Genomic DNA, 13710 nt, shown 5'->3' on the forward strand with positions numbered 1-13710 from the left:
CGGTGACGATGGCGACAAATGGGGACGGTGCGCAAGGTAACGGGTACGGCGTCCGTGAGGACCGGAGTCCGGACAGCGTCCCGCGCACGCAACCGTTTATTGTACCGCGCCAGCGATGGTGCAGCTGACCGGGTGGAAAGGCATTGTCGAACCGAGCCGGCCGAGGGTTGCGCTTTGGGGTGCGGGTATCGAGTCCTTGAATGCCGGAGCGCCCTCGATCACGCCAAGGATTTCGTGCGAATCATGCAGGCGCCGGATGGCTGCGTGCAGCTCGGCGGCCTGCGGCCAGGTCCGCTTGAGATAGCCGAGCCACATTTTGACGCGTCCGTGCTCATGACGGGCCGCGACACGGACTTGCAGCTTTCTCAGGTAATCGGCGAGTTGAGCGAGCACGGCCGGCCATTCCTCGCCGGAAGGCGTCCGGTCCATCAGCCCGCGGATGCGCAAAGCCAGGAACGGATCCGAGACGGCGCCGCGCCCGATCATCACGTCCGCACAGCCGCTAACCGCCCGGCACCGCTCCCAGTCGGCCACTGTCCAGACTTCTCCATTGGCGACGACCGGCACGCCCACGGCGGCGTTTATACGTGCGATCCACTCCCAGTGAGCTGGCGGCCGGTAGCCGTGGTCACGCGTTCTGGCATGCACGACAAGGGAGGCGGCACCGCCCTCCGCCAGCGCCGTGGCACAGTCGATCGCAAGCGAGGTATCGGACACGCCAAGCCGCATTTTTGCTGTCACGGCGATGCCAGCAGGCACCGCCGCGCGAACGGACGAAACGATCCGGTTCAGCTCTTCAGGGTGCGCCAGAAGCATCGCGCCACCGCCGTGTCGGTTGACGATCTTGGCGGGACAGCCGAAGTTCAGATCGACTCCATGCGGCGACAGACTGGCTGCACAGGCCGCATTCAGCGCCATCCATCCAGGATCGCTGCCGAGCAATTGAATCACCATTGGCGTGCTGCCGGGTGTACGGCCCCCGTGGAGGACTTCGGGCGTTTCTCTCTCATAGACACTTCGGGGAAGTACCGAGCCCGTAACCCTGACGAATTCGGATACGCATCCGTCGAATCCGCCTGTGCGGGTCAGCACGTCACGCAGCACGTAGTCCGCAAGCCCTTCCATGGGCGCAAGAAATAGCCGGCTCATGCGAGAACGTCAGATTTTGACAATGGTGTCACTATAAAGGGCCACCGTAGCGTCATGGGTCATCAGTCGCATCGGTTCAACCAGGGCTTGAGCAACGAGCATCCGGTCAAACGGGTCTTGATGATGCGCGGGCAACCCTTCCACCGCGATGGCATGCTCAGCGTCGATGGCAAGGAACTGATAACCGGACTCTCGGAAATAGCGTACGGCATCTTCGCTCGAGACAGGCATGTCCCCGCGCCCGAGGGCGTACTTAATCGCGATTTCCCAGACGCTGGCGGTACTGACCCAGACCGTCGTTTTCGGCGACTGAATGAGCGTGCGCGCCGCTTGGGCCAGCTTTGGGCTGTCTGTGATGGCCCATAGTGCCACGTGTGTATCGAGCAGAACGTTCAAGATTTACCTCCTCCGAGGAACAGTTCCGCTATTTCCTTGTTGTGCGCATCAATGGAGTCGGGCACCTCAAACGCATCCTTGGCTATTCCAATGCGTTTTCCTGCCGGCACGTTCTCCAGGGGAACCAGTTTGGCCACAGGCCGACCGCCTCGGGCGATGATGATTTCGCGCTCTCGCCCCTGTTCGATGGCCTCCACCAAGCGTGACAAGGTGGATTTCGCTTGCAACATGTTGACGATTTCCATTGGACATCTCCCATTATTTCATATTCCAGACTAGTCTAGTCTAGCTAAGTGATAAATTCAAGATGACTGTCGCCAAACCATTCAAGATGACTCTCGCCAACCCTCGTCCGAGCGGTGCCGCTTTGGTCGAAAGTCTAGGGAGGACCCGTTCATCCTGTGCCGCATACATCAAGCAGCGGGACTGCTGCCCGCCGAATGGGCTTTATCAGGGGGGGGTAACTCAGACATAATGCCGCGGTCTACGCGGCGCCGATCAACACTTCGGCCGGTATGCGCAAACCCTCATGCAGGCGCCGGATCATGGCTAGGCTAAGCGGTCGGGTTCCACTCAGAACCTCGTATACGCGGTTCGCGGGGCCGATGTACGGCTTCATGTCCGTGACTGACAGCCCGCCCTTCTCCATGCGAAACCGGATTGCCTCGATCGGGTCAGGCCACTCGAGCGGAAAGTGTTCCTGTTCGTAGCGTTCAACCAGGACACCCAACACTTCGAGCGCGTCGCCTTCTGGCGTCCCTTGCTCTGGATCGAGATCGACGAGCGCTGCCACTCTCGCCAGTGCAGTGCGATAGTCCTCTTCGTTGTGCAGCGGTCGAATTTCCCTATTCTTCACTCCATTTCCACAGTTTTCGCGTCGACCTTGTCGTACTCGGTGTGCGTGCCGATGAACTTAATGGAGACAGCGCCAATTCGGTATGCGATAGCCACAATCAACCGGTAGTCACATCCTTTCAGATTGAACACCACGCGGTTGCCCCCGACAAAACTGGCCGACGCATATCGGCTCTTGATATCCTGCGGGTTCGCCCAAGTTGCTTTGGTCGCTCACAGAAGTCGAGTATGGTTCGCCTGGCAAAAATTCGCATGAAATCAATCACAGTCCCAATTTGGGACTGTGTAAAGATCGGCCACGGAAATGAGAAAAAGACAGGGATGTAACGCGGTCTATTTTCACGCGCCTACGGGCATCCGAGCGAAACGAAGCCAACTCTCGGCGCGGTCGCATGCTGCGCGCCCAACCTTGACCCGCGCGGCTTTCAAAGCCGTCGCAAGTCTCCTGCAAACCGCTCGCCGGGCCGCCCCCTTACTTCTTCTCGGGCGTAGGCGTGGTTCCCGGCGTAGGCGTGCTTCCCGGCGCATTCGGGAACGGGAACGTGTTGAACATCGACTTCGCCTGGGTCTGCATCTGCTCCTGCATCTGCATGAACATATTCTTCGATTGCTCGATATAGCTCGTCATCATTCCCTGCATCATGGGCGCCTGCATGTTCATGAATTGCGACCAGACTTCGGGATTCAGCGGCACGGCATTACCGTCGATCAGCCCTTTCGACTGGTCGGTGAGCTTGTGCTGGATGTCGATGAACGCCTGGATATTCTTCTCCAGGTACGTGCCCATCATGCCCTGCATCGCGTTGCCGTAGAAGCGGATGATCTGCGAGAGCATGGTCGATGAAAACATCGGCAGGCCGCCGCTTTCTTCTTCCAAAATGATCTGCAACAGGATGCTGCGCGTCAGGTCCTCGGCGGACTTGGCGTCCATCACCTTGAACTCTTCCTGGTCGAGCACGAGCTGTTTGACGTCGGAAAGCGTGATGTAGGTGCTGGTTTCGGTATCGTAGAGCCGGCGATTCGGATATTTTTTTATGAGTCGTTCGGCGGATTTCTTTGTAGTGGTCATGTAACGCCTTTAAACGCAAAACTCAAACTGTGCCGACGGACTCCGCGTAATTGAAAGCGACGCAAGCCGCCGGTTCGTAGTCGGTGCCGGCGAACCGGCATCCAGTTGCAACGTCCCGCTCCGACGCGGGACGCGCGGCGCGCACAGCTTTATGGCGCGCCGCTTGAAGCCCCTCACCCCATGTGCAAGCCGCCATTCAGCGAGAAGTCGGCGCCAGTCGAAAACCCCGATTCCTCCGATGCCAGCCACGCCACGATCGAGCCAATTTCCTCCGGCCGCCCGAGCCTGCGAACCGGAATGGTCGCGACGATCTTCTCCAGCACGTCCGGACGGATCGACTTCACCATATCCGTCCCGATGTAACCCGGCGAAATGGTATTGACCGTCACGCCCTTGGTCGCCACTTCCTGCGCCAGCGCCATCGTGAAGCCGTGAATGCCGGCCTTGGCCGTGGAGTAGTTGGTCTGGCCGAACTGCCCTTTCTGACCGTTCACCGACGAAATATTGATCACGCGTCCGAAGCCGCGCTCGACCATGCCGTCGATCACCTGTTTCGTCACGTTGAAAAGGCTCGTCAGGTTGGTGTCGATAACGGCGGTCCAGTCTTCGTGCGTCATCTTGCGGAACACAACGTCGCGCGTGATGCCCGCATTGTTCACCAGGATGTCGACTTCGCCGACTTCGGCCTTGACCTTGTCGAAGGCGTTCTTGGTCGACTCCCAGTCGCCCACGTTGCCTTCGGAGGCGATGAAGTCGTAACCCAACGCCTTTTGCTCTTCGAGCCATTTGACCCGGCGCGGCGAATTCGGCCCGCAACCCGCGACGACCGTGTAGCCGTCCTTATGCAGCCGCTGGCAGATACTCGTACCAATGCCGCCCATGCCGCCCGTCACATACGCTACTCGTTTCGTCATTGCTCGCTCCGTTTATCGTTATGCGCGCCGCCGTCCGGGCTTCTCAACACCCGGGCCGTGGCGCGCGGTGCTCTCGCACGCTGTCTCCCTACGGTCGCTCTACCGCGAGCGCCACACCCATACCGCCGCCGATACACAACGACGCCAGCCCTTTCTTCGCATCGCGTTTCTGCATTTCATGCAGCAGCGTGACGAGAATCCGGCAACCGGACGCACCGATCGGATGACCGATCGCGATTGCCCCACCGTTCACGTTGACCTTCGACGTGTCCCAGCCCATCTGCTGATGCACCGCGAGCGCCTGGGCCGCGAATGCTTCGTTGATTTCCATCAGGTCGAGGTCGGACGCGGACCAGCCCGCGCGTTCCAGACAGCGCTTCGATGCCGGCACGGGACCCATACCCATCACTTTCGGATCGACGCCTGCATTCGCGTACGCCTTGATGCGCGCGATTGGCGTGAGGCCGAGCGCATCGGCCTTTTTCGCCGACATGACGATCACAGCCGCAGCGCCATCGTTGAGACCGGACGCATTCGCCGCCGTCACCGTGCCTTCCTTCGAGAACGCGGGTTTCAGGCCGGAAAGGGACTCCGCCGTCACACCGTGGCGCACGAATTCGTCGGTGGCGAAACGCAGCGGCTCGCCTTTGCGCTGGGGAATGTCGACGGGCACGATTTCATCGTTGAAACGGCCCGACTTCTGTGCCGCTTCCGCCTTGTTCTGCGAGAACGCCGCAAACTCGTCCTGAGCCGCACGCGAAATGCCGTATTCCTTAGCGACGTTCTCCGCCGTAACACCCATGTGGATCGAGTTGAATGCGTCCCACAGGCCGTCGACGATCATCGAATCGATCAGCTTCGCGTCGCCCATGCGGAAACCGTCGCGTGAACCCGGCAACACGTGCGGGGCCGCGCTCATGTTTTCCTGACCGCCCGCGATCACGATGTCGGCATCGCCCGCGATAATCGCGTTCGCCGCCAGCATCACGGCCTTCAGGCCCGAGCCGCACACCTTGTTGATGGTCATGCCCGGCACCGAGCTGGGCAAGCCGGCCTTGATCAGCGCCTGGCGCGCCGGATTCTGGCCGGAGCCCGCCGTGAGAACCTGGCCGAGGATCACTTCGCTGATCTGCTCGGGCTTGAGGTTCGCGCGTTCAAGCAATGCGCGAATCACGATTGCGCCAAGATCGGGTGCGGCGATCTTCGCCAGCGACCCGCCGAATTTGCCCACGGCCGTCCGTGCGGCCGATACGATCACTACGTCTGTCATTTCAGTTTCCTTTGAGAATCGAAAGTGCTAGCCCGGTTTTGGCCGGCTGACTGCGTGGCCGGCTGGATACGTGTTCGCGCTTGCCCCTTGTTAGCCTGCTCCGCTTTTTGCTCCGTTTCTTGCTCCGTTTCTGACCGGTGCAGGCGACGCTCTCAACAGCGCTGGCGCTACGATTTCTTCCACTACTTCAGCTACGTTGAAACGATACGTCGGATACTGTTGACCCGTCGCGTTCGAAATGCAATCGGGTCCGATCCGCATGACCCGCTTTGGCTAGAACTCAAGCTACACGGGTCACGCTAAAACGTCATTGATCCCGCTGCAGGACATAACGTCCCGGAGCCGGTTCGATCACCGGAAAATCTTCCGACCCGAGCGCCGCTTGTGGCTTCACTTTCTTGCCACCATACCCGTCGAGCCATTCGGTCCACGTGGTCCACCAGCTACCCGGATGTTCGATCGCGCGTTCGAACCATTCATCGGCATCTTCGGGCAAGGTTTTGTCGTCGCTATCGAGAAGCCAGAAACTGCGCTTGTTCTTCGACGGCGGATTGATCACGCCCGCTATGTGTCCCGATGCCCCGAGCACAAACGTCTGCGGCCCAGTCAACAACGGCGCGGACGCATACGCTGCCGTCCATGGCACGATGTGATCCTCGCGTGATCCGTACAAGAACGTCGGCACGTCGATCAGCGATAAATCCACCTTCTCGCCACACGTCGTCAGGTCGCCCGGATTACGCAGCCGGTTTTCCAGATACGTGTTGCGCAGATACCAGACGAACATCGGTCCCGGCAGATTGGTCGAATCGCTGTTCCAGTACAGCAGGTCGAACGCCTGCGGCGTGCGGCCCTTCAGGTAGTTGTCCACCACGTAGTTCCACACCAGATCGTTCGGGCGCAGATACGAGAACGTGTTGGCGAACTCGACCCCGCGCATCAGCGCCGGCGGTTTGCCATCCTTGCCGCCGATGGCCTGCTCGCGCATCTGCACGTGCTGCTCATCGATAAACACATCGAGCACGCCGGTGTCCGAGAAATCAAGCATGGCGGTGAGCAGCGTCATGGATGCAGCCGGATGTTCGCCACGCGCGGCCAGCACGGCAAGCGCCGTTGCGAGCATCGTGCCGCCCACGCAGAAGCCGAGCGTGTTGATCTGCTCGTGGCCGCTGATCTGCTTGACTACATCGATAGGCGTGAGCACACCTTCCTCGATGTAATTGTCCCAGGTCTTATGCGCAATCGATGCATCCGCGTTACGCCACGAGATCATGAAAACCTGATGGCCGGCATCGAGCGCATGGGCGACGAGCGAGCCTTCCGGCTGCAGGTCGAGGATGTAGAACTTGTTGATACACGGCGGCACGATCAGCAGCGGCCGCTCTCTTACGGTCGCGGTATGGGGTGTGTACTGGATCAGTTGCAGCAGGTCGTTTTCGAAGACGACCGAACCTTGCGTAGTCGCGATGTTCTTGCCAACCACGAAACCCGATTCATCGCTTTGCTGGATCTTGCCGCGCTGCATATCGGCGAGCAGATTCATCATGCCTTTTTGCAGGCTCTCGCCGCGGCTCTCGATCAGCGCCTTCTGCGCATCCGGATTCAACGCGATGTAGTTGCTCGGCGACGCGGCCGCCGCCCATTGCTGCACGGCGAATCGAATCCGTTCGCGGGTCTTGTGATCCCCTTCGACAGCTTCTGCAAGCTCCTGCAAATAGCGCGCGTTCAGTACGTACCATGCCGCGGTGAATGCAAAACCGGGGCTGGATTGCCACGCGGTCGCAGTGAAGCGCCGGTCTTTCAGCGTCGATAAATCGATGCTTTGCTCGGTTGCCTGCTTGATGAGTTCCGTGGCGTCGCGCGAGAAACCGGCCTGCAGTTCCTGCAGGCGCTGCGGCGCGATAGCCGCGGTCGGAATCTTCGGCATGGCGGGCATCGACGGTATCGCGAACGGAGATTGGCTACTGCCGCCGGGAAAACCGGGAAACCCCTGGAAACCGCCAAGCGCGGCGAACGGATTCGCCGCTGCCGATGTTGATTCACCCGTTTCCGTTTGTCCTGAATTCGCCTGAGCGGCGAACTTTTGCCACAGCGCCGGATCGGCTACTGCGCGCCACGTGTTGAGCCATTGCTCGAACATCTTTTGCACTGCTGCGGGGTCCGCGGCCGGCGTGCCAAAAGGCGTGCCCGATGTCGCCTCAGCAGCGGCGGACGAACGTGAAGAACCGGGTGACGATGAGGAAGAAGATCTGGAGGCAGCCATATCCGCGTTTAACCTAAGCGTCCCGAGAGACTGAGTTGCTGATGCAGGCGTGACGTGGAGCCGCTTCGTCGCGGTTGTCGCGCCGGGCCGCTAAACGCCCGACTGCGATGATGTGACCTTGCTACGCCGTGCGCTTTTGTGAAACATTCTTGCTCCGCGGTGCAAGGCATGTCAATGCGTCGCCTTGATTTTGACGCAGTGCGATATTTTTTTCATCATCGTTTTCCCGATGTGACACGGTGATGAATGTCAAGATTTGTTGCGCAACATAAGACGCGCAAGTCGTGTTTTCGGAGTGCAGCAAAAACCGTGCGCTGGGGCATCGGGTCAACGTGGGTGAGCGACGGCTCAATCCGCCAGCCAGATCATTGCGGCCATGCGCCCGGTTGTCCGGTCCCGTCGATACGAATAGAACCGATCCGCTTCAGTCACCGTGCAAAACGTACCGCCATGGACGTTCTGCGATCGCACGCCCGCCTTTTCAAGGCGCAAACGGGCGAGCGCGTAGAGATCCGCGAGATATTTGTGTTTTTCATCGCGCTCGACGAACGCAGCAACGGTCGCGTCCCGACATGCGGGATCGGCCGCAGCGACGAACGCGTCGAGCACGTCCTCGCCGACTTCGAACGCCGTCGGACCGATCGCCGGGCCGAGCCATGCGTGCAGCGTGCTGGTCTGGGCGCCAGCCAGATGGGCGACGCGCGCCGCCGTCTTCTCCACGATTCCAGCCGCCAGTCCACGCCAGCCGGCGTGTGCTGCGCCGACGGCGCGGCCGGCTGCATCGCAGAGAAGTACCGGCAGGCAGTCCGCGATCATCACTACGCACACAACACCCGTGCGATCGGTCACCGCCGCGTCGGCTTTAACCGCCGACGCGGCAGAACCGGCGCAGCGATCGATCACCGCGCCCGCATCTTCGATCTCCGCCCCATGCACTTGCTCGAGCCACGCAACCGGAGCAGCGGTGAGTTCGACCACACGCCTGCGGTTTTCCATCACGGCTTCGGGTGCATCGCCCGTGTGCAGGCCGAGATTGAGTCCGCCGCGGCCATTCGCGCCGCCATACGGCGCGGCGCTGACGCCGCCGTTGCGCGTGGTCGCAAACGCGTGCACGCGATGTGAAACAGCGCCGGGACCGCCCGACCAATCGGGCCAAAGACAATCGTCGTCGCGAAGCGGCGCGTACGCGGCGAAGTCAGCCTTCACCATGGGCGTCATTCCTCGTCATCATCATCATCATCTTCGTCGTATTCGATCGGCTGCGACTCGTCCCAGCCGCCGCGTGCCTGCGGGTCGTATCCCTCTTCCTCGATGAAATCCGCGTCCTCAGGATCGAGATCCGTCGCTTCGTCGCGTCCGAGGCCCAGTTCAGCCGCCAACGCTTCGATATCCTCCGGCACGTCCGCGCGCCAGTTGATCTCGCGGCCCGTGGTCGGATGAATCAGTCCGAGCCGCCAGGCGTGCAGCGCCTGTCGATTGAAACCGTCCGGCAGCGGCTGCACCGAGCGCTTGCCGCGTGCGTGGCCGTAGATCGGATCGCCGAGCAGCGGATGGCGGATATGCGCGCAATGCACGCGAATCTGGTGGGTTCGTCCCGTATCGAGATCGCAATGGACAGCGGACACAGGCTGGTTGTTCCACATCGCGCGGTCGATGGTGCGGTAATGCGTGCGGGCATATTTCCCCGAAGCGCTCTCCACCACCGCCATGCGCGTACGGTCACGCGGATCGCGGCCAATCGGGGCGTCGATCGTGCCTTCGTCCGGCATCGTTCCCCACACCAGCGCAACGTAGCGGCGCTTCACCGTGCGGGCCTGCAACTGGCGTGTGAGGACGGTCTGCGCTTCGAGCGTGCGCGCCACCACCATCAATCCCGACGTTTCCTTATCCAGCCGATGCACGATGCCCGCGCGCGGCAAACCCGCGGCGGCGTCGCCGTATCGGTACAGCAGGCCGTTGAGCAGCGTGCCGCTCCAGTTGCCCGCGGCCGGATGCACGACCATACCCGCGGGCTTGTTGATGACCACGAGCGCATCGTCTTCATAAACGATGTCCAGCGGCACCGGTTCCGGCGTGAACGCAAGCTGCTCGGGCAGCAAATCGGGAATCAGCGTGATGGTGGCGCCCAGCGGCACCGGCTGCCGGATCTTCGCGGGCGCGCCGTCCACCTGCACGCGTTGCGCATCGATCCAGGTCTGCAGGCGGCTGCGTGAGAATTCGGGGAATAACCGCGCCATGACCTTGTCGAGGCGCTCGCCGGCGTACTCGTCGGGCACGAGGATCGTGCGCGGCGTTTCGGCGTCGGCGCGGCGCTCGTGCAGGTTGGTGGGCACGGGTTTGCCATGAATCTCCGATGCAACATCCGGCGCAGCTGCCGGTTCGGTCAAATCGTCCGGGCGTGCGTCGTCGGCCGATGCGCTTGGGCTATAATCTTTGCTGCGATCTTTGGTACGACTTGTACTTGAGCGGGTCATTTAGACTGAAAGCTGGGAATTAGCCAGAAAGGCATGAGCTAGAAAATGCAAGCACTGATGCGAGCCGTGAATCAAGCTTTGAGAACCGTTTTGAACCCTGTGCGCCAGTTGCTCCGGCTATCGTCGAACTCGTCGGTCAGGGTCGTCGCGCTGGCTGCGGGTGCCGTCATTGTTGCGGGCTGTCATGGTTTGCCCGAGAAAACCGACGAAACGGCAACGTGGAATAACGGCAAATTATACTCGGAGGCGCAGGATGCGCTGTCCGGCGGTGACTTCGGCAAATGTGCGAAGTATTTCGAGAACCTGGAAGGTCGCGATCCGTTCGGCCATTTTGCGCAGCAGGCGCAGATCAATGTCGCTTACTGCAACTGGAAAGACGGTGAAACCGCTTCCGCTGATTCGGCCATCGACCGCTTCATCAAGCTGCATCCGGATCACCCGGACATCGCCTACGCGTATTACCTGAAAGGCATGATCCACTTCAACGACGACCTCGGTTTGTTCGGCCGTTTCTCCGGCCAGGACATGAGCGAACGCGATCCGAAGTCGCTGCGTGAATCGTACGACGCGTTCAAGGTCGTGGTCGACAAATATCCGCAAAGCAAGTATGCGCCGGACGCTGCGCAACGCATGCGCTACATCGTGAATGCGCTGGCTTCGCACGAAGTGCACGCGGCGGACTATTACTATCGGCGAGGCGCATATGTAGCGGCAATCAATCGCGCGCAACTCGCGATTCGTGAATACCGGAATGCACCTGCAACGGAAGACGCGTTGCACATCATGATGCTGTCGTACGGCAAGCTCGATCAGCCGCAACTGGAAGGCGACACGAAGCGCGTGTTGGCCGCCACGTTCCCCGACAGCCCGTATGTCACCGGCAAGCAGCGTCCCGGTAAGGAGAACAAATCGTGGTGGCAGATTTGGTAAGCGTTTCTGGACGCTGACCATTGCAATAAAAAAACCCGGCTTTTTCGCCGGGTTTTTTTATTGTTTGGTTTTTCATTGCGTGAGAAGCAAGCTTGTCTACGGGTGACAAACACCGCCCTTATTCGTCCTCTTCAGCCACCGCCGTTTCCGGATCGGTGAAAAACGCGCGCACCACTTCCAGCTCGCGTGTGCGCTTGAAAGGCGGCAGGCTTTGCCAGATGCGCCGGCCATAGGGTTTATCGACGAGACGGGTATCGCAGATCATCAGCACGCCACGATCCGTTTCCGCACGGATCAAACGGCCCGCGCCCTGCTTCAGCGTAATCACCGCCTGGGGCAACTGGTGCACGGCGAACGGGCTCAGGCCCTTCTTCGTCAACGCATCCAGCCTCGCCGACAACACCGGATCGTCGGGCGGCGCAAACGGCAGTTTGTCGATGACCACCAGCGACAGCGCATCGCCACGCACATCTACACCTTCCCAGAAGCTTTGGCTACCCACCAGGATCGCGTTGCCGTAGGAACGGAAGCGGTCGAGCAATTCGGTGCGGCTCGCGTCGCCCTGCACCAGCAACGGACGGTCCCAGCCACGACGTTCGATGGTGTCACGCAACCGGTTTGCGATCCGGTCGACCGCGCGCAAGGTCGTGCACAGGAAGAACACGCCCCCCTTCGATGCCTCGATGACAGGCAGCGCGCCATCGAACACAGCGTCGGTGAAATTCGGCGACGACGGTTGCGGCAGGTTACGCGGCACGTACAGCAAGCCTTGCGTCGGGTAATCGAAGGGACTGGGCAGTGTCATCGAACGGCGCGCGTTCAGGCCCATTTGCGCGGCGTAATGCGTGAAATCGCCACGCACCGATAAAGTCGCCGATGTGAAAATCCACGCACGCGGCACGCCAGCGCGCTGCTTCGAAAAGATCGGCGCGACGGACAGTGGCGTCTCGTGCAACTGCACCGTGTGCGAGAACACTTCGATCCATCGCACCATCTCGTTCGGATCGCCTTTCGCCGCCGCTTCGGCTTCCTCGGCCACGGCCTTTTCGACCGAAGTCGGCGGCGCGGTCCAGCCGCCAAGCAAGCCCTGCAACTCGCGCGCGCGACGCAGCAATGCGCCGAGAGACTCCGCCCGTTCAGCGTGTTCGCCGAGCGCTTTGGTCAGCGCGTCGAGATGCTCTTCCAGCGTATCGAGTGCGTCGAATAGCGGATGGTCGTCGGCAAGCTGACCGAGCGACATGCGCACCGAATCTTCCTTGAATGCCAGCCGTACATCGCGCGCCGCACGTTCCAGCGCCGCGCCAAGTTTGGTCCAGTCAGAGAAATCGCGGGCGTGGCTCAAACCTTCCGCTACAGCGTCGCGGGCCAGTTCGAGAAACTGCGTGGTGGATACCGTCTCGCCGAAAAACAGCGTCGCGGTTTCGGGCAACTGATGCGCTTCGTCGAAGATGATGGTGTTGGCGGTCGGCAGCAACTCGGCCATGCCGGTGTCGCGCAGCATCACGTCGGCGAAGAACAAGTGGTGATTCACCACCACAATGTCCGCCTGCTGCGCCTCGCGCCGCGCCTGCATCACAAAGCACTCTTTGTACTGCGGACATTCCTGGCCGAGGCAGTTGTCGCGTGTGGACGTGACCATCGGCCAGACGGGCGAATTCTCGGGCACGCTCGCGAGTTCGGCTTTGTCGCCGGTGCGCGTGAGCTTCGCGAAGCGGATGATTTCCTGCAAATGCGACGTGTCCTGGCGCGTCGGCAAACGGCCGTTGTCGGCGGTGCGTTGCAGGTAGTAGTGACACAGATAATTCGCGCGCCCTTTCAGCATGGCGACCGACACCGGCACGGCGAGCGCGTCGCGCACGGTGGGAATGTCCCGCTGGAATAGCTGGTCCTGCAAGTGCTTCGTGCCGGTCGAGACGATCACCTTGCCGCCCCACAACATGGCCGGCACGAGGTACGCGAAGGTCTTGCCGGTACCCGTGCCCGCTTCCACGATCAGCGTGTTCTCGCCGCCGTCGATACCGGTCGACGCCGTCGCCAAACCAAGCTCGTCCGCGCCGCCCTCAGGCACGACCGGCGCATCCGATGGCCCGAATTTGCGCGCGGGACGGCGTTGCGCGTCGAACATCGCGGGTTCGGGCATCGCACGCCCGGACGCTTCCATGGCTGCCGCAACCGCGCGCGCCATCTCGACCTGCGAGGCACGCGAACGATAACCATCGATGTGCCGCGCCAGCAGACCCTCGGCGGCAAAAATCGCGTCGAGTTCAGTGCGCCGCTTCGGTGCGAGTGAAAGCGAAAGCGAGGTGTCGACGACACCCGCCTTCGCGGCCGGCTTCAGCACGGATTCCGCGTTCTCTGTGAGAGCATTGTCGGGCGAATTCAAGGGGGCG

Annotated in this window: 12 protein-coding genes and 1 pseudogene; 1 reads left to right on the forward strand and 12 read right to left on the reverse strand. The window is 61.2% G+C overall.

Annotation, left to right across the window (positions count from 1 at the left end; all coding sequences use genetic code 11):
- Positions 1-96: 96 nt before the first annotated feature.
- The 11 genes and pseudogenes from M0D69_RS19400 to M0D69_RS19450 form a co-directional block, all read right to left on the reverse strand.
- Positions 97-1149, reverse strand: a complete 1053-nt coding sequence (locus tag M0D69_RS19400; protein ID WP_301783571.1) for a tRNA-dihydrouridine synthase — start codon at positions 1147-1149, stop codon at positions 97-99.
- Positions 1150-1158: 9 nt separating this feature from the next.
- Positions 1159-1545: a type II toxin-antitoxin system VapC family toxin gene (locus M0D69_RS19405; RefSeq protein ID WP_301783572.1), complete on the reverse strand. Its 387-nt coding sequence runs from the start codon at positions 1543-1545 to the stop codon at positions 1159-1161.
- The gene (locus M0D69_RS19410; protein WP_301783573.1) at positions 1542-1790 is read right to left on the reverse strand and encodes a type II toxin-antitoxin system Phd/YefM family antitoxin; all 249 of its coding nucleotides are present in this window, start codon (positions 1788-1790) and stop codon (positions 1542-1544) included. The genes M0D69_RS19405 and M0D69_RS19410 overlap by 4 nt, the downstream gene beginning before the upstream one ends.
- 239 nt (positions 1791-2029) lie before the next feature.
- Positions 2030-2401: a type II toxin-antitoxin system HigA family antitoxin gene (locus M0D69_RS19415; protein WP_301783574.1), complete on the reverse strand. Its 372-nt coding sequence runs from the start codon at positions 2399-2401 to the stop codon at positions 2030-2032.
- A pseudogene (locus M0D69_RS19420) lies at positions 2398-2654 on the reverse strand (type II toxin-antitoxin system HigB family toxin). The gene M0D69_RS19415 and the pseudogene M0D69_RS19420 overlap by 4 nt, the downstream one beginning before the upstream one ends.
- Positions 2655-2872: 218 nt before the next feature.
- Complete coding sequence (gene phaR / locus M0D69_RS19425) at positions 2873-3469, reverse strand: polyhydroxyalkanoate synthesis repressor PhaR (protein WP_301783575.1); 597 nt, start codon at positions 3467-3469, stop codon at positions 2873-2875.
- 173 nt (positions 3470-3642) lie between these two features.
- Positions 3643-4383 (reverse strand): 3-ketoacyl-ACP reductase, encoded by a 741-nt coding sequence (locus M0D69_RS19430; protein ID WP_047897600.1) that lies wholly within the window; start codon positions 4381-4383, stop codon positions 3643-3645.
- 88 nt (positions 4384-4471) lie between these two features.
- The gene (locus tag M0D69_RS19435) at positions 4472-5653 is read right to left on the reverse strand and encodes an acetyl-CoA C-acetyltransferase (RefSeq protein WP_301783576.1); all 1182 of its coding nucleotides are present in this window, start codon (positions 5651-5653) and stop codon (positions 4472-4474) included.
- A gap of 307 nt (positions 5654-5960) precedes the next feature.
- Positions 5961-7793 (reverse strand): class I poly(R)-hydroxyalkanoic acid synthase, encoded by a 1833-nt coding sequence (gene phaC / locus M0D69_RS19440; RefSeq protein ID WP_301783623.1) that lies wholly within the window; start codon positions 7791-7793, stop codon positions 5961-5963.
- 471 nt (positions 7794-8264) lie between these two features.
- Positions 8265-9125: a peptidoglycan editing factor PgeF gene (gene pgeF, locus M0D69_RS19445; protein WP_301783577.1), complete on the reverse strand. Its 861-nt coding sequence runs from the start codon at positions 9123-9125 to the stop codon at positions 8265-8267.
- A 5-nt stretch (positions 9126-9130) separates the two neighbouring features.
- Entirely contained in the window at positions 9131-10390 is a 1260-nt protein-coding gene (locus tag M0D69_RS19450) for an RluA family pseudouridine synthase (protein ID WP_301783578.1), read from the reverse strand.
- A 57-nt stretch (positions 10391-10447) separates the two neighbouring features.
- Here M0D69_RS19450 and M0D69_RS19455 point away from each other — a divergent pair, with 57 nt between their 5' ends.
- Entirely contained in the window at positions 10448-11320 is an 873-nt protein-coding gene (locus tag M0D69_RS19455) for an outer membrane protein assembly factor BamD (RefSeq protein ID WP_301783624.1), read from the forward strand.
- A gap of 118 nt (positions 11321-11438) precedes the next feature.
- Here the strand turns inward: M0D69_RS19455 and M0D69_RS19460 are convergent, their stop codons facing one another.
- Complete coding sequence (locus M0D69_RS19460) at positions 11439-13661, reverse strand: ATP-dependent DNA helicase (RefSeq protein ID WP_301783625.1); 2223 nt, start codon at positions 13659-13661, stop codon at positions 11439-11441.
- Between the last annotated feature and the right edge of the window lie 49 nt (positions 13662-13710).

Source organism: Caballeronia sp. SEWSISQ10-4 2 (genome assembly GCF_030464885.1).
Taxonomy (GTDB): Bacteria; Pseudomonadota; Gammaproteobacteria; order Burkholderiales; family Burkholderiaceae; genus Caballeronia.